The organism is Halopseudomonas nanhaiensis, assembly GCF_020025155.1.
Lineage (GTDB): Bacteria > Pseudomonadota > Gammaproteobacteria > Pseudomonadales > Pseudomonadaceae > Halopseudomonas > Halopseudomonas nanhaiensis.
Map to the genome: position 1 here is coordinate 1,159,105 of NZ_CP073751.1, position 16,448 is coordinate 1,175,552.

At 62.5% G+C, this 16,448-nt stretch carries 16 protein-coding genes; 14 read left to right on the forward strand and 2 right to left on the reverse strand.

Going from position 1 to position 16,448, the window contains the following annotated elements; all coding sequences use genetic code 11:
* Positions 1-84: 84 nt before the first annotated feature.
* From flhA to KEM63_RS05345, 14 genes are all read left to right on the forward strand, one after another.
* Positions 85-2,190, forward strand: coding sequence for a flagellar biosynthesis protein FlhA (flhA, locus tag KEM63_RS05280; protein ID WP_223655821.1), 2,106 nt, complete (start codon positions 85-87; stop codon positions 2,188-2,190).
* Between the two features lie 58 nt (positions 2,191-2,248).
* Positions 2,249-3,601, forward strand: a complete 1,353-nt coding sequence (flhF, locus tag KEM63_RS05285; protein ID WP_223655155.1) for a flagellar biosynthesis GTPase FlhF — start codon at positions 2,249-2,251, stop codon at positions 3,599-3,601.
* A gap of 29 nt (positions 3,602-3,630) precedes the next feature.
* Positions 3,631-4,458 carry a flagellar synthesis regulator FleN gene (gene fleN / locus KEM63_RS05290; RefSeq protein WP_223655156.1) on the forward strand — a complete coding sequence of 276 codons (828 nt, stop codon included), beginning with the start codon at positions 3,631-3,633 and terminating at the stop codon, positions 4,456-4,458.
* The gene (locus tag KEM63_RS05295) at positions 4,455-5,192 is read left to right on the forward strand and encodes an RNA polymerase sigma factor FliA (protein WP_223655157.1); all 738 of its coding nucleotides are present in this window, start codon (positions 4,455-4,457) and stop codon (positions 5,190-5,192) included. The genes fleN and KEM63_RS05295 overlap by 4 nt, the downstream gene beginning before the upstream one ends.
* Positions 5,193-5,331: 139 nt before the next feature.
* Positions 5,332-5,709, forward strand: coding sequence for a chemotaxis response regulator CheY (locus KEM63_RS05300; protein ID WP_172409633.1), 378 nt, complete (start codon positions 5,332-5,334; stop codon positions 5,707-5,709).
* Positions 5,710-5,724: 15 nt separating this feature from the next.
* On the forward strand, positions 5,725-6,519 hold the full coding sequence (locus KEM63_RS05305; RefSeq protein WP_223655158.1) for a protein phosphatase CheZ: 795 nt from the start codon (positions 5,725-5,727) through the stop codon (positions 6,517-6,519).
* Between the two features lie 12 nt (positions 6,520-6,531).
* Positions 6,532-8,784, forward strand: coding sequence for a chemotaxis protein CheA (locus tag KEM63_RS05310; RefSeq protein WP_223655159.1), 2,253 nt, complete (start codon positions 6,532-6,534; stop codon positions 8,782-8,784).
* 30 nt (positions 8,785-8,814) lie between these two features.
* Positions 8,815-9,927, forward strand: a complete 1,113-nt coding sequence (locus KEM63_RS05315) for a protein-glutamate methylesterase/protein-glutamine glutaminase (RefSeq protein ID WP_223655160.1) — start codon at positions 8,815-8,817, stop codon at positions 9,925-9,927.
* Positions 9,927-10,667 (forward strand): flagellar motor protein, encoded by a 741-nt coding sequence (locus KEM63_RS05320; protein ID WP_223655161.1) that lies wholly within the window; start codon positions 9,927-9,929, stop codon positions 10,665-10,667. The genes KEM63_RS05315 and KEM63_RS05320 overlap by 1 nt, the downstream gene beginning before the upstream one ends.
* A gap of 44 nt (positions 10,668-10,711) precedes the next feature.
* Positions 10,712-11,539, forward strand: a complete 828-nt coding sequence (gene motD, locus KEM63_RS05325) for a flagellar motor protein MotD (protein ID WP_223655162.1) — start codon at positions 10,712-10,714, stop codon at positions 11,537-11,539.
* A gap of 158 nt (positions 11,540-11,697) precedes the next feature.
* Positions 11,698-12,492, forward strand: coding sequence for a ParA family protein (locus KEM63_RS05330; protein WP_223655163.1), 795 nt, complete (start codon positions 11,698-11,700; stop codon positions 12,490-12,492).
* An 82-nt stretch (positions 12,493-12,574) separates the two neighbouring features.
* Positions 12,575-13,372, forward strand: coding sequence for a CheW domain-containing protein (locus KEM63_RS05335; RefSeq protein ID WP_223655164.1), 798 nt, complete (start codon positions 12,575-12,577; stop codon positions 13,370-13,372).
* 66 nt (positions 13,373-13,438) lie between these two features.
* Complete coding sequence (locus KEM63_RS05340; protein WP_223655165.1) at positions 13,439-13,918, forward strand: chemotaxis protein CheW; 480 nt, start codon at positions 13,439-13,441, stop codon at positions 13,916-13,918.
* A 4-nt stretch (positions 13,919-13,922) separates the two neighbouring features.
* Positions 13,923-14,324 (forward strand): DUF2802 domain-containing protein, encoded by a 402-nt coding sequence (locus KEM63_RS05345; protein WP_223655166.1) that lies wholly within the window; start codon positions 13,923-13,925, stop codon positions 14,322-14,324.
* A gap of 152 nt (positions 14,325-14,476) precedes the next feature.
* On the opposite strand, the gene KEM63_RS05350 is transcribed toward KEM63_RS05345, so the two are convergent.
* Together KEM63_RS05350 and fliK are read right to left on the reverse strand one after the other, a co-directional pair.
* Positions 14,477-14,761, reverse strand: a complete 285-nt coding sequence (locus tag KEM63_RS05350) for an EscU/YscU/HrcU family type III secretion system export apparatus switch protein (protein ID WP_223655167.1) — start codon at positions 14,759-14,761, stop codon at positions 14,477-14,479.
* Positions 14,761-16,422, reverse strand: a complete 1,662-nt coding sequence (gene fliK, locus KEM63_RS05355; RefSeq protein WP_223655168.1) for a flagellar hook-length control protein FliK — start codon at positions 16,420-16,422, stop codon at positions 14,761-14,763. The genes KEM63_RS05350 and fliK overlap by 1 nt, the downstream gene beginning before the upstream one ends.
* Positions 16,423-16,448 lie beyond the last annotated feature (26 nt).

The following is a 16,448-nucleotide window of genomic DNA, read 5'->3' on the forward strand; positions in this document are numbered from 1 at the left end:
TTCTTGCGTAAGCGCTGATAACTACGTATTTCCAGTCAATTTTTTGATGGGGCCTCCCACCGCATGGCAGCTCAACAAACGGACATGATGCGCAACATGCGCAGCAACATCGCCGGATTGCGTAACGGCAGCCTCGGCGTGCCGATCCTGCTGCTGGTCATGCTGGCAATGATGATGTTGCCGGTGCCGCCATTTCTGCTCGATGTGTTCTTTACGTTCAACATCGCGCTGTCGCTGGTGGTCCTGCTGGTCTGTGCCTACGCCTTGCGACCGCTGGATTTTGCCGTATTCCCGACCATCCTGCTGGTGTCGACGCTGCTGCGTCTGGCGCTCAACGTCGCCTCGACACGCGTCGTGCTGCTATACGGCCATGAAGGCGGCGATGCGGCCGGCAAGGTGATCCAGGCCTTCGGCGAGGTCGTCATCGGCGGCAATTACGTCGTCGGTCTGGTGGTGTTCGCCATCCTCATGATCATCAACTTCGTGGTCGTGACCAAGGGCGCCGGGCGTATCTCCGAGGTCAGCGCGCGTTTCACCCTCGATGCCATGCCTGGCAAGCAGATGGCGATCGACGCGGACCTCAACGCGGGCGTCATCAACCAGGAGCAGGCCAAGCTGCGCCGCATGGAAGTTGCCCAGGAAGCCGACTTCTATGGCTCCATGGACGGTGCCAGCAAGTTCGTCCGCGGTGACGCGGTCGCCGGTCTGATGATTCTCTTCATCAACGTCATCGGCGGCCTGGCCATCGGTATGGCGCAGCACGGGCTGAGCTTCACCGATGCCGGTCGCATCTATGTATTGCTGACCATCGGTGACGGCCTGGTGGCGCAGATTCCTTCGCTGCTGCTGTCTACCGCAGCGGCGATCATGGTTACCCGGGTCTCGACGTCCGAAGACATGGGCGCACAGGTTCAGCGCCAGATGTTCGCCACGCCCAAGGCACTGGCCCTTGCAGCAGCGATCATGGTCATCATGGGTCTGATTCCCGGCATGCCGCACTTTTCCTTCCTCAGCCTGGGCGCCCTGGCCGCAGCCGGTGCGTACTACATTTCGGTCAAGCAGAAGGCCAAGGCCGAGGCAGCGGCCGAGGTCGAGCGGCAGGAAGCGCAGGTGCCCGCCGTACAGCGGCCGGAGACCCGTGAGTTGGGTTGGGACGACGTCACTCCGGTCGACATGGTCGGACTGGAAGTCGGTTACCGCCTGATTCCGCTGGTCGACCGCAACCAGGGTGGTCAGCTGCTGGCGCGCATCAAGGGCGTGCGCAAGAAGCTGTCACAGGACATGGGCTTTCTCATGCCTTCGGTACATATCCGCGACAATCTGGATCTGGCGCCCAACGTGTATCGCGTCACGCTGATGGGTGTCGGGGTAGCCGAGGCGGAGGTGTATCCGGATCGCGAACTGGCGATCAACCCGGGTCAGGTTTTTGGCGAGATCAAGGGGCTCGCCGGCAAGGATCCGGCATTTGGTCTGGACGCAGTGTGGATCGAGCCGATGCAGAAGGATCAGGCCCAGTCACTCGGCTACACCGTCGTTGACGCCAGCACTGTGGTTGCCACGCACCTGAACCAGATCCTCAACAAGCACGCCCACGAACTGATCGGTCATGAGGAAGTGCAGCAGCTGATGCAGGTGCTGGCCAAGGCGTCGCCCAAGCTCGCCGAAGAGCTGGTTCCCGGGATGATCTCGCTGTCCGGTCTGCTGAAGGTGCTGCAGGGTCTGCTGCAGGAACAGGTGCCGGTGCGCGACATACGGACCATCGCGGAGGCCATCGCCAACAACGCTGGCAAGAGTCAAGATCCTGGCGCCTTGATTGGGGCGGTCCGGGTCCAGCTGTCGCGCTCGATCGTGCAAAGCATTGTCGGGCTTGACTCCGAGCTTCCCGTGATCACCCTCGAACCAAGGTTGGAACAGATATTGCTACAGACCATTCAGAAGGCCGGACAGGGTGCTGATGAAGGCATCATGCTCGAGCCGGGGATGGCTGAGAAGCTGCAGCGCTCCCTGGCCGATGCGGTACAGCGGCAGGAAGTCCAGGGCAAGCCGGCAATTTTGCTGGTAGCCGGACCGATCCGCGGGATGATGGCAAAGTTTGTGCGGTATGCCACACCCGGAGCCCACGTACTGTCCTACCAGGAAATACCGGACAGCAAGCAGGTCACCATCGTTGCGACGGTCGGCCAGCAATAAAGCTCAGCAATGACTGCTCGGCGCAACCCGCCAGGCAACAGGACAATCGAGGTCAGCCATGAAAGTAAAACGTTTCTTTGCCGCCGATATGCGTCAGGCGATGAAGCTGGTCCGGGACGAACTCGGTCCGGATGCCTCGATCATTGCCAATCGCCGGGTAGTGGGTGGCGTCGAGCTAACCGCCGCGCTGGATTACGAAGCGCCGCGTCTGACCCCGCCGACACCGGGCCTGAGCCAGGAACTGAAAAAGACCCAGGAGAAGATTCTCAGCGCCCGGGCCGAGCTGGAATCCGGTGAGCGCGCCTCCGGTGGTCCTCAGGTCAACCGTCAACTGTTTGGCGAGACGATGCGTCAGGCCGTCGAGAGTGGATCGCCGGTTGCTCAGGCGCTTCTGGCGCGCATGCAGAACGAGCAGGCCAGCCAGCCGGCAGCTGCAACTGTTGCACCGTCGGCTGCCACGCCGGTGGCGGAAGAGGGCGCCGGTCTCAGCGCGATGCGCGCCGAACTCGCCGGCCTGCGGGAGATGCTCGAGACTCAGCTGGGCAGCCTCGCCTGGGGGCAGGTGAACCAGCATCAGCCGCGGCAGGCCAGCCTGTGGCGTCGCCTGACCCAGCTGGGCCTGCCAGCTGAACTGTGCAAGGAACTGCTGGGCAAGGTCGCCGACGTCACCGACGTGCGCCAGGCCTGGCGCCTGTTGCTGGCGCATCTGGCGCACAGTATTCCTACGCTGCGTGAGGAGCTGATCGAGCAGGGCGGTGTCATAGCTCTGGTCGGTCCTACGGGCGCAGGCAAGACCACGACCCTGGGCAAGCTGGCGGCGCGTTACGTGCTCAAGCACGGCAGCCAGCATGTGGCGCTGGTCACCATGGACACCTACCGTATCGGCGCGCATGAGCAGTTGCGTACCCTCGGTCGTATTCTCAACGTGCCGGTGCGGGTGGTCGATGAACAGAACAGTCTGAGCGACGTGCTCGACGAGTTCTCCGGCAAGCGCCTGGTACTGGTCGATACTGCCGGGCTGCAGGCGCAGGATCCGCAGTTGCGCGGCCAGCTGGCCGAGATTGCCGCGCAGGGCGCGCGGGTGCGGACCATGCTGGTGCTCGCGGCGACCAGCCAGTATCGGGTGTTGAAGGCAGCGTTTCACAACTACCGTGCTTGCGGTCTGTCCGGCTGCATCCTGACCAAGGTCGACGAAGCGGCTACCCTTGGCGAGTCTCTGGGGCTGGCTATGGAGCAGGGTTTGCCGGTAGCCTATCTGGCAGATGGCCAGCGCATTCCGGACGATATAAACAAGGCTGTGGGTCATCAGCTGGTCAGCCGGGCGGTCAGTCTGGCAGGCAACGAAGCCCCGGCAGATCAGGCCATGGCCGACGTGTTTGCGGGTATATTGCATACCCAGCGGGCAAGCTAACGAATTCTAAGACAAGGTAATCGACATAGATGGCCAGCAAACATCCGGTTCAGGTTATCGCGGTCACCGGCGGCAAGGGCGGGATCGGCAAAACCAACGTTTCGGTCAATCTCAGCCTCGCTCTGGCTGAGCTTGGGCGGCGCGTGGTGCTGCTTGACGCCGACCTTGGCCTGGCCAACGTCGACGTGCTGCTCGGTATCAAGCCCAAGGCGACGCTTGCCGACGTGCTGGAAGGCACCTGTGATCTGCGAGATGTACTGATCGCCGGTCCGGGTGGCATCCGCATCGTGCCGGCAGCCTCCGGTGCGGCGAAGATGGTCAATCTCAATCCGCAGCAGCACGCCGGCCTGATTCAGGCGTTCAGCGACATCGGCGACAACCTTGATGTGCTGATTGTCGACACCGCTGCAGGAATCGGCGATTCGGTGGTCAGCTTCGTACGTGCGGCGCAGGAAGTGCTGGTCGTGGTATGTGATGAGCCCACGTCGATCACCGACGCCTACGCACTGATCAAGCTGCTGAATCGGGATCACGGCATGACCCGTTTCCGCGTGCTCGCAAATATGGTGAGCACGCCGCAGGAAGGTCGCACGGTGTTTGCTAAACTCACCAAGGTGACAGACCGTTTCCTTGACGTTGCACTGCAATATGTCGGTGCAGTGCCTTTCGATGAAGCGGTGCGCAAGGCAGTACAGAAGCAGCGGGCAGTGTATGACGCCTTCCCGCGCAGCAAGGCTTCCATTGCCATTCGTGGCATTGCGCAGAAAGTGGATTCCTGGCCCCTGCCTGCCAACCCACGCGGGCACCTCGAGTTTTTCGTCGAACGTCTGGTGCAGCAGACAGGGTCGGGGCTATGAACGCATCGGCCAGTGGAGTACGCATGTATACCCGCGCCCAAAGTTCTGCCGAATCACAGGACCGCCTCGTTGAGCAATTCGCGCCACTGGTCAAGCGCATTGCCTATCATCTGCTGGGCCGGCTGCCGTCCAGCGTTCAGGTCGAGGACCTGATGCAGGCCGGCATGATCGGCCTACTGGAAGCCTCCCGCAAGTTCGATCACGGCAAGGGCGCCAGTTTCGAAACCTACGCCGGTATCCGCATCCGTGGTGCCATGCTCGATGAGGTGCGCAAGGGCGATTGGGCCCCGCGTTCGGTCCACCGCAATACGCGCATGGTCAGTGAGGCGATGCGTAATGTCGAAGGCCGTTTGGGCCGCGACGCTAAAGATCACGAGATCGCTGCCGAACTCAATATGAGCCTCGAGGATTACTACTCGATTCTCAACGACACGGCCGGCAGCAAACTGTTCAGCTTCGAGGATCTGCTCGAGTCCGGTGGCGATGCCGACGCGCACGGTGATCATGAACCCTACGGCGGCTTGCAGGACGAGCGGTTTCGCTCGGCGCTGGTCGACGCGATCGACGGCCTGCCGGAGCGTGAGAAGCTGCTGCTGTCGCTGTATTACGACGAAGAACTGAATCTCAAGGAAATTGGCGCCGTCCTCGGCGTCAGTGAGTCCCGTGTAAGCCAGTTGCACAGTCAGTGTGCGGCGCGTTTGCGGGCGCGCCTGGCCGATTGGCGCAACGATTGATTTTATCGCCAGCATCCGGACAATGCCCGGGTAGCCAGCACCGCAACAACGACAAGGCTGGCAAGGCCATTAGCATCTGATTAGCGAGTGCGAACCTGCACTTTCCCTGGTTTGTACGGAGGTCGACTTGGACAAGAACATGAAGATTCTCATCGTTGATGATTTTTCGACGATGAGACGTATTATCAAGAATCTGCTGCGCGACCTGGGGTTCACCAACACGGCGGAAGCCGATGATGGCAATACGGCGTTGCCGATGCTGCAGAGCGGCAGCTTCGATTTTCTCGTTACAGACTGGAACATGCCTGGCATGAGCGGGATCGACCTGCTGCGCGCCGTGCGCGCCGATGAGCGTCTCAAGCACCTGCCGGTGCTGATGGTCACCGCTGAAGCCAAGCGCGATCAGATCATCGAGGCCGCTCAGGCCGGGGTCAATGGCTATGTGGTCAAGCCGTTCACCGCGCAGGCGCTGAAAGAAAAGATCGAGAAGATTTTCGAGCGCGTCCAGGCTAAGTAATCCGGGGTACAGGTTATGGCTTTAAGCAAGGATCCCGGCCAGGCGACTGCTCAGGAATTCGAACACTCCCTCAAGGACAACGCACGGCAACTGGTCGAGTACCTCGAGAAGGGCCAGTTCGGCGAAGCGGTTCTCGTCATTCACGCGATCAATCAGGCGCGCGACCGCGGCCTGTATCACGAGGTCGGGCAGCTGACCCGCGCGCTGCACAACGCCATCGTCAACTTCCAGATCGACACGTCGCACGCACTCGGCGACAGCAACGAGGTATCGAAGATTTCCGACGCCTCCGACCGTCTCGATTACGTAGTCAAGCTGACCGACAAGGCCGCCAACCGGACCATGGATCTGGTCGAGAGCAGCGCGCCCATCGTTTCCGACATGGGCCAGGAAGCCTCGGCGCTCAGGGCAGACTGGGAGCGTCTGCAGCGACGGGAAATGGCCGCTACCGAGTTTCGCGACCTGTACAAGCGCATGGGCGACTTCCTCGAGAAGACCGAGAGATCCAGCGCCCAGGTCTCCGGGCATCTGAATGACATCCTCATCGCCCAGGATTATCAGGATCTTACCGGTCAGGTGATCAAGCGTGTAACCGCGCTGGTTCATGATGTCGAGGAAAGCCTGGTCAATCTGGTGCGCATGGCCGGTCAGGTCGATCGCCTGGCGGGGATCGATCACAACGATTCACGACGCGAAGAGAAAAAAACCTCGGACAGGGGTGAAGGTCCGCAGATTCATGCCGATAAAAGAGAAGACGTGGTTTCTGGACAAGACGAAGTTGATGATCTTCTGTCCAGCCTTGGCTTCTAGGGGAGTGGGTGCATGAGTTTCGACGCGGATGAAGAGATCCTCCAGGACTTCCTGGTGGAAGCCGGAGAGATCCTCGAATTATTGTCCGAGCAGTTGGTGGAGCTGGAGAACCGTCCCGAGGACATGGATCTGCTCAACGCCATCTTCCGCGGCTTCCATACCGTCAAGGGCGGTGCAGGGTTTCTTCAGCTCGATGCTCTGGTCGGCTGCTGCCATATCGCCGAGAACGTCTTCGACATCCTGCGCAAGGGTGAGCGGAAGGTCACCTCCGAGCTGATGGATGTGGTGCTGCAGGCCCTCGATGCAGTCAATGGCATGTTTGCCCAGGTCCGTGAGGGCGAAGACCCTACGCCGGCCGATCCGCAACTGCTCGCGGCGCTTGCCGTGCTGGCTCACCCCGCTGGTGAAGAAGTGGCTGCGGTCCAACCTGCGGTCGCTGCCGTCACCACCCCCGCGCCGGAACTCGAGATGGCCGGTGCCACTGCGGACGACGCAGACGGCGATATAACCGATGACGAGTTCGAGCAGCTGCTTGATGCCTTGCACGGCGGCGACGCGCCAGCTCCCGCAGCGACGGCAGAGCCGCCAGCTGCTGCAGCCGGTGCCGGCGACGAGATCACCGATGAAGAATTCGAAGCACTGCTGGATCAGCTCCACGGTGCCGGCAAGCCCCCTGTCGTAGCTGAAGCGCCCAAGCCATCCCAACCAGCCGCTCCGGTGGCAGCCGGCTCGGACGAAAACATCACCGACGACGAATTCGAAGCGCTGCTTGACCAGTTGCATGGCAATGGTCTGGCGCCCGGCGTTGCGCCCGCGGCCTCTGCAGCCTCCGGTGCCGAGCCGGCGGTGGAGCGAAGCGGCGTCGACGATCACATTAGCGATGACGAGTTCGAAGCACTGCTCGATCAGCTGCACGGCGCTGGCGCTGCACCAGGTAAATCAGATGCTGCCGAGCCGAAAGCAAGTGTGGCGCCGGCCAAGGCCGCACCGAAGCCAGCGCCCAAGGCCGTATCCAGGCCCGAGGCCCTGAAAACCGAGACTCAGGCCGCACCGGCGAAGGCTGCTGCGCCCGCGCCGGCTGCCGACGCCAATGCTGCCGAAACCACCGTTCGGGTAGATACCGCCCGGCTCGACGAGATCATGAACATGGTCGGCGAGCTGGTGCTGGTCCGTAACCGCCTGGTGCGTCTCGGCGTAGCCAGCGGTGATGAAGAACTGAACAAGGCGGTGAGCAACCTGGACGTGGTCACCGCCGATCTGCAGACATCGGTCATGAAGACCCGCATGCAGCCGATCAAGAAAGTCTTCGGCCGCTTCCCGCGTGTTGTCCGCGACCTGGCACGCAGCCTGAAGAAAGAGATCAATCTTGAACTGATTGGTGAAGAAACCGATCTGGACAAGAACCTTGTCGAGGCGCTGGCCGATCCGCTTGTGCACCTGGTGCGCAATTCGGTCGATCACGGCATCGAGCCGCCGGACGAGCGCGAATCAGCCGGCAAACCACGCACTGGCAAGGTGGTGCTGGCGGCCGAGCAGGAAGGCGACCACATCCTGCTGACCATCACCGACGATGGTCGCGGCATGGACCCTGAGGTCCTGCGCGCCAAGGCGGTTGAAAAGGGCATGATGGAGCGTGAAGCGGCGGAGCGGCTTAGCGATTCGGAATGCTTCAACCTGATCCTGGCGCCGGGCTTCTCGACCAAGACCGAGATTTCCGATGTGTCCGGGCGCGGCGTCGGGATGGACGTGGTCAAGACAAAGATTTCCCAGCTCAACGGTACCATCAACATCGAATCGACCAAGGGGCAGGGGTCGCGCATTGCGATCAAGGTCCCGCTGACCCTCGCCATCATGCCGACGTTGATGGTGATGCTCGCCAATCAGGCGTTTGCCCTGCCACTGGTCAGCGTCAACGAGATTTACAGTCTCGACCTCTCGCGCACTAACGTGGTCGACGGCCAGGAAGTGATCATCGTCCGCGACAAGGCGTTGCCGCTGTTCTACCTCAAGCGCTGGCTGATGGCCGGTGCCGAAGACACCACCGATCGCTCCGCAGCCAGTGTGGTGATCGTGTCGGTGGGTACTCAGCGGGTGGGCTTTGTTGTCGATCAGCTGGTTGGACAGGAAGAGGTGGTGATCAAGCCGCTGGGTCGTATGCTACAGGGCACCGCAGGGATGTCGGGTGCCACGATTACCGGAGATGGTCGCATTGCGCTCATCCTCGATATACCCAGCCTGCTCAAGCGCTACGCGCGTCGCGGTTGACGCCAGCCGGAAGGCTTTCAGGAGATAGTGATGGCGGTCAAGGTTCTGGTGGTGGACGACTCGGGCTTCTTTCGCCGCCGAGTCGCGGAAATCCTTGGCGGGGACAAGCAGATCCAGGTCGTCGGCACCGCGTCCAACGGACAGGAAGCAGTCGATCAGACTCTGGCGCTGCGACCCGATGTCGTCACCATGGACTATGAGATGCCGGTGATGGACGGCATCACGGCTGTTCGCCAGATCATGCAGCGCTGCCCGACGCCGGTGCTGATGTTTTCATCTCTTACCTATGAAGGCGCCCGAGTCAGTCTCGATGCGCTGGACGCGGGTGCCGCCGACTACCTGCCAAAGAACTTCGAAGACATCTCACGCAACCCTGACAAGGTCCGCCAGTTGCTCTGTGAGCGGGTGCATACGCTTGCGCGCACCAATCGCACTTCCCTGGGTCTGAGTGCGCCGAGCCATGCCGCGCCACCGCCCCCTGCGCTCAACAGCCGGGTGGGCGGGGTGACCAGCTTGTTCGATCGACAGCCTGCGCCGGCAGCGGCTGCGCCGAAGGCAGGCAGCAGTCCGGCTCCGCGCAAGCGCCAATACAGGCTGGTGGCCATCGGTACTTCCACCGGAGGTCCTGTCGCGCTGCAGAAGGTGCTTACCCAGCTGCCAGCCAACTTCCCCGCGCCACTGCTGCTGGTGCAGCACATGCCTGCCGCCTTCACCAAGGCCTTTGCCGAAAGGCTGGACAAGCTCTGCCGCATTTCGGTCAAGGAAGCCGAGGATGGCGATACGCTGCGTCCCGGCGTCGCGCTGCTGGCGCCCGGCGGCAAACAGATGATGATCGACGGTCGCGGCGTGGTGCGTATTCTGCCGGGCGATGAGCGGCTCAATTACAAGCCGTGTGTGGACGTGACATTCGGCTCGGCTGCCAAGACGTTTCAGGACAAGGTGCTCGCCGTGGTGTTGACCGGGATGGGTGCCGATGGTCGCGAGGGCGCCCGGATGCTCAAGCAGGCCGGTAGCTCGGTATGGGCCCAGGATGAAGACAGCTGCGTGATCTATGGCATGCCGATGGCGGTGGCCAAGGCCAATCTTGCCGACGGCATCTACAGCCTGGATGAGATCGGCCGCTACCTGTCAGAGCTCAGCTGATGGACATTCTCAGCATCATTGGCGTTATCCTCGCCTTTGTTGCGATCCTGGGTGGCAACTACTTGGAAGGCGGCCACGCGGCAGCGCTGCTCAACGGACCGGCGGCGCTGATCGTGCTCGGCGGCACACTGGGGGCTGCCTTCATTCAGACGCCGTTGCCGGTGTTCAAGCGCTCGATGGTGATCTTGCGCTGGATCATCCTGCCTCCGCCAAACCGCCTGCAACAGGGCATCGCACAGGTGATCAACTGGAGCACGGTGGCACGCAAGGAAGGCTTGCTGGGCCTGGAAAGCATCGCCGACACCGAGCCTGATCCCTTCGCGCGCAAAGGGCTGCAACTGCTGGTGGACGGCAGCGAGCCCGAAGCCCTGCGCAGCATCCTCGAAGTCGACATGGTCACGCGGGAGAACCACGATCTGTCCGCTGCCAAGGTGTTCGAGAGCATGGGCGGCTACTCGCCGACCATCGGCATCATCGGCGCAGTCATGGGGCTGATCCATGTGATGGGCAACCTGGCTGATCCGTCCATGCTCGGACGCGGCATCGCCGTGGCGTTCGTGGCGACCATCTATGGTGTCGCACTGGCCAACCTGCTCCTGCTGCCGGTGGCCAACAAGCTCAAATCGGTGGTGATGCAGCAGTCCTGCTACCGCGAGATGCTGCTCGAAGGGTTGATGTCCATCGCCGAAGGCGAGAATCCACGCTCCATTGAAATGAAGCTGGAAGGCTTTCTGGACTAGGCCGGTCCCGATGTTCACTGCACCTACCAGCCGGGAGAGCGCTCATGCGCCGTCGCCAGCATCAGGAACATGAAAATCACGAGCGTTGGCTGGTGTCCTATGCCGACTTCATTACGCTGCTGTTTGCCTTCTTTGTGGTGATGTACTCGATCTCGTCTGTGAACGAGGGCAAGTACAAGGTGCTGTCCGATACGCTGGTGGGCGTGTTCAACCAGCCGCAGAGGGCCATCGATCCGATCCCGATTGGCGAGAATCTGCCGCGCAACGTCAGTCAGCTGGACGGAGCGGGAGCGGCCGAAAGCGCGGACGGTTCAGCCGCCGGCTCGTCGAGCGATCCGCTGCAGGACATCACTGCTGCCATGCAGGCCGCCTTTGGCGACCTGATAGAAGCCGGCGATCTGGAACTGCGCGGCAACGAGCTGTGGATCGAGATAGAGCTCAACTCCGGGTTGCTGTTTCCCAGCGGCGATGCTCTGCCGAGTGATGCCGCCTTTGGTCTGCTCGATCGTATTGCCGGGATTCTCGCGCCCTATCAGAACCCTGTTCACGTCGAAGGCTTCACCGACAACATACCGATCAGGTCGCGTGCCTACCCTACCAACTGGGAGCTATCTGCTGCGCGCGCGGCTACGGTGGTCCGGATGCTCGCCAATGGCGGCGTCGATCCGGGTCGACTGGCGGCGGTAGGCTATGGAGAATTTCGTCCGGTAGCCGATAACACCACTGTGGCCGGTCGCCGGGCCAACCGTCGTGTGGTGCTGCTGGTTTCGCGCTTCCTCGACAACCGTCACCAGGCATTCACTGGTGGCGATCAGAATGTCGATGACATGCGTCGCGCAAGGAACCAGGCTGGCACGGGTCCTGCAGAGTGATCCGACTGTCGGGCCAATGTACGGTCGCTTTCCGTCAAGTTGACGCGCGGCCGGCCATGAGAGGCCTGAAATGCCAGTTTTTTCGTGATGCCTGCAGGTCGGGTGTCAACAAGTCGTCGTAGTTGGGGCTCGTCCGAAGCGAGTCTCTGGAGGATAGGATGAGAGTCTGGGCCGTAGCCAATCAGAAAGGTGGCGTGGGTAAGACCACGAGCGCGGTGGCGCTGGCTGGCCTGTTGGCGGACCAGGGTCAGCGCGTGCTGGTGGTCGATCTCGACCCGCATGGGTCGATGACCAGCTACTTCGGTCATGATCCGGATACTCTCACCAAGAGCGTGTTCAATCTGTTCCAGCATCAGGGACAGGTACCAGAGGGGCTCGCCGAGGCGCTGCTGCTCGACACCTCGCACGAGAACATCCGGCTCATGCCTTCCAGTACATCGCTGGCCACGCTCGAGCGGCAGTCCGCAGCACAGGGCGGGTTCGGTCTGGTGATCTCACGCGCCCTGGCGCAGCTGTGGGAGGACTATCAGTTCGTGATCATCGACAGCCCGCCGCTGCTGGGCGTCTCCATGATCAATGCGCTCGCGGCCTGCGAGCAGCTGATTATCCCGGTGCAGACCGAATTTCTCGCCCTCAAGGGCCTGGAGCGCATGGTTCACACGCTGGACATGGTGAACCGTTCCCGCAAGCAGGCGCTGCCCTATACCATCGTGCCGACGCTGTTCGACCGACGTACCCAGGCCTCGCTGAGCACGCTGCGGTTCCTGCGTCGTGATTACGCCGATCATCTGTGGCAGGCGTTCATCCCGATCGACACCAAGCTGCGCGATGCGAGTCTCGCCGGGGTGGTGCCGTCGCGGCTGGAGGCCACGGCCCGCGGGGTGCTGGCCTATCGTGCCTTGTTGCGATACCTGCTGGCACAATCGCTGCCGAGCAAGGAGCAGGTAGCCTAATGCTTCTGCAGTGGCAGCCGATAACCCTGTTAGATCGTTGCGGCAGCGCCGCACACCCTCATTCAAGACGTGGCATCACTCGATGAACAAGCCGGTATCACTGCAGCAGTACTTTCCCGAACAGACGATCCAGTCGTATCTGGATGCACTGTTGCAGGACGCCGCCGTCGAGCTGGCGATGGCTGTGCCGGACGTTGTCGAAGCGCCGCCCAAGCCGCCCGTTCGGGTAGCCGCCGAGCCAGTGCAGGTGCCGACGCCAGCAACGGTCAAGCCGGTCGCGGGTACTCCGGCTGCGGCCAGAGTGGCCGAGCCGGTTGAGGTGCCGACGGTACCGGTCGAGGTCGTCGAGACGCCGCCACCGGCAGCGGTGGACTCGCCGGTATGGCGCGATCAACCATTCGAAGCGCTGCTGTTCGACGTCGGCGGATTGACGCTCGCGGTACCGCTGGTATGCCTCGGTACCATCCATACGCTGGAAACAGAGATCACACCGCTGTTCGGTCAGCCGGACTGGTTTCTCGGCATCCTGCCGACGCAGACCGGCAACCTCAAGGTGCTGGATACCGCTCGCTGGGTCATGCCGGAGCGCTATCAGGCCGAGCTGAAGGACGGACTGAAGTTCGTCATTTCGGTGGAAGGCTGCGACTGGGGCATGGCAGTACACGGTGTGAGCAAGTCGATCCGGTTGACGCCGGACCAGATCAAGTGGCGGTCACAGCAGGGCAAGCGACCCTGGCTCGCCGGTACGGTTATCGAACATATGTGTGCGCTGCTCGACGTCTCCGCGCTCGCCACGCTGATCGTCACCGGAGCGGCCAACGAGATGCGGACAGGACCTGCCGGCAGCAAACCGGTGGCAAAGGCCCCGCGCCGGCATTAGGATGAACCAACTGAACCCGGTGCTACAGGCGGCCGGGTCGCTTAACTAAGATCGGGATACACGAGTATGAAAGACAATACCGCACAAAGCGCTGAAGATCCGATCCTGCAATGGGTGACCTTCCGCCTGGATAACGAGACCTACGGGATCAACGTGATGCAGGTGCAGGAAGTGCTCCGGCATACCGACATCGCTCCGGTTCCGGGCGCTCCGGCCTATGTGCTCGGCATCATCAATCTGCGGGGCAACGTGGTGACGGTCATCGACACCCGCCAGCGTTTCGGCCTGAGTCCCGCACCGATCACCGACAATACCCGGATCGTGATCATCGAAGCTGACAAGCAGGTGCTCGGCATCCTCGTCGACAGCGTCGCCGAAGTGGTTTATCTGCGCCAGTCGGAAATCGAAACCGCCCCGAACGTCGGCACCGATGAATCGGCCAAGTTCATTCAGGGCGTGTGCAACAAGAACAACGAGCTGCTCATCCTCGTCGATCTCGAGAAGATGATGAACGAGGACGAGTGGGCGGAATTGCAGGGCTTCTGATCGAATGGATCAGCCATGGCTGATTCTCGTGCTGGGCCTGGGGCTGGGCTTGCTGATCGCAGGCCTGGTCGCGTTGGCGTTGGCCTGCCGACGCCTATCCGCGCGCCTGGTCGAGCTGGACGCCGCGCAGCGGCATCGTGTCGACGAGCTGACGCGGGACATCGCCGGCTACCAGCAGGGCACCATTCGCATGGGTGAAGAGCTGGTCGCGCTGCGCGAGCAGTGTCGGCGTCTGGAAGACAAGCAGCAGCGCATTGAACAACACGATCCTCAGTCGATGCCCTACAACCAGGCCGCACGCCTGGTCGGTATGGGCGCCAGTGTCGAAGATCTCACCCAGTCCTGCGGCCTGTCCAAGGCTGAAGCCGAGCTGGTGATGAAGATGTACGCCGCGCGCAAGCCTTGAGCCGCGCGGCGCGCGGCCAGCTGCAAGCGCTCAGCTAAAAGCTACAAGCTACAAGCTACAAGCTACAAGCTACAAGCTACAAGCTAGAAGCTAGAAGCTAGAAGCTAGAAGCTGCAAGAATCTGCTTGCCGCTTGCCGCTTGCCGCTTGCCGCTAGTCCGCTTCGGGCGGCACAAACCCCGCCGGCGCCTTGCCCTTGAGATACCATGCAAAGGCGATGATCTCGGCGATGGTTCGGTAGAGTTCCTCAGGAATCTGATCCCCCAGCTCCATCCGCGCCAGCATCTTTGCCAGATCGGCGTTCTGATAGATCGGGACCTCGTACTCCATCGCCAGCTGGATGATCTGTTCGGCCAGCTCGCCTTCGCCCTTGGCCGTGAGGGTAGGTGCCTGGTCGCCGTCATACAGCAGCGCAATGGCTTCGCGTGTGTCGCTCATCAGGTTACCTCATCCACCCAGCGCTGCTGCACGGCCTGCCGGGGCTCGGGGGGTGAGCCCTTGTGGCAGCTCAGTTCCCCTACGTCCAGCCCCTTGGCCAGCAGCCGGTCACGAAGCTCACCGATCTCACGATCCAGTAGCGTCAGCGTCTCGGGGCGGTCGGTCCAGAATTCGCTGCTGACCCGCCCCTTGTATAGCCGCGCGATGCTCTGCATGGCTCCCAGATGTCCCAGGTTGAAGGCCAGGCGGACTTCCCATTTTGGTGTCGGTTCGGGATTCTTGCGCGACGGCGCGGGGTCGTCGCGCTGAATGCGCGCCTGGACGTGGGAGAACTGCTGGCCGTCGCGCAGCGGCAGGTCCATCTGCCAGACGGTCTGGCTGCTCCCGTCGGCAAAGGCCTGAGTCTGACCCAAGCTCTGAAACTGATGGTGCTGAATGCGCGAGAGCAGCGCGGCAGTCAGGCGCAGCAGACTGCCCAGATCGTTCGTTTCGCCCAGCGCCTGCAATGCGCGGCTGGGCAGTGGAAACAGACCGGGCTTGGCCGTCGCCTGTTGTTGCTGCCAGGGCCCCGGCGGCAGGCCAAGCGCCTTCAGGCTCTCCGGTGGCAGTTGCTGCTGGAGCACGATAAGCAACGTCATCAGTGTGGCTTTCATGTCGGCGCCGGGCAGAGGCTCCACCCCAGGAGGCGTCGCCAGGGTCGCCAGTAGCGGCAGGATCTTGCTCAGCGGCGGCGTGGCTGTGGACGCTGGTGGCCCGGCCTCGCTGGCTGCCGTCGGCGTCGCGCCGGCCGGGCGCGCCCTGAGCGCATCGGCCAGCATCGCCAGATTGTTTTCCAGGAACAGCCCGCTTTGCTTGACCGCCTGCTGCACGCCGGCCTCGCTGCTCAGTTGGGCGACACTGGCAGCATGCATGAGAACCTGCCGGAGAATCGGCTGCAAGGACGGCGGCGCCTGCGTCGGCCCCGGCGTGACGAGACGGTCGAGCAGTGACATCAGCGGCTCGGGCGATGCCTGACGCTGAAAGCTGTCGCGCAACCCCAGCGTCACGGACAGCTGCCGCTGCTGTTCGGCCACGGCCACCACGCGCAATTCGCCGCGCTCGGTTACCTGGGCAGTCAGAACGCTTCCGGCTTCGACCGGCCGCGCACTCTGCAGGTTGAGCAACGCACCGACCGCCGGGCCTTCAACGATTCGCGCAACGACCGCGTACTGCGTGACGCCCTGTTGCAGGACCGGCTGCTGTGACACCACCCGGGCTTGTATCTGCGTGTCCGGCGGGAAACGGGAGGCGTCGAGCCGGGTCAGGACGGCGGTGTCCGCCGCGGCAACACTCACGGCGGCGGCGAGGACGGCCAGCAGCCGGGTCTGATTCACCGCCTGAACGACCAGTTGCGTGCCGTCGGCAATCGGCTGGCGACTGGTCACCGTGACGTCCGCCGGCGGCGTACCGTCACCCCGCGCAATCCGCAGTAGGATCTCGAACTGGCCTGCCTGGGCGGTGGATCGGACGACTTCGGCCGGGGCCGACTGGCCTGGCGGCAATACCGCTGCGTCAATCGGACGCAGTAACTGCAGAGCAATCGCCGCCGCATCCGCCGGGCGGGCGGAGGGCGCGGGGCCAGGCGTGCTGGCGGTTGGAGGTAGCCGGAAGTCGGAAGTCATATCGCCACATGTTGATATAAATCAGC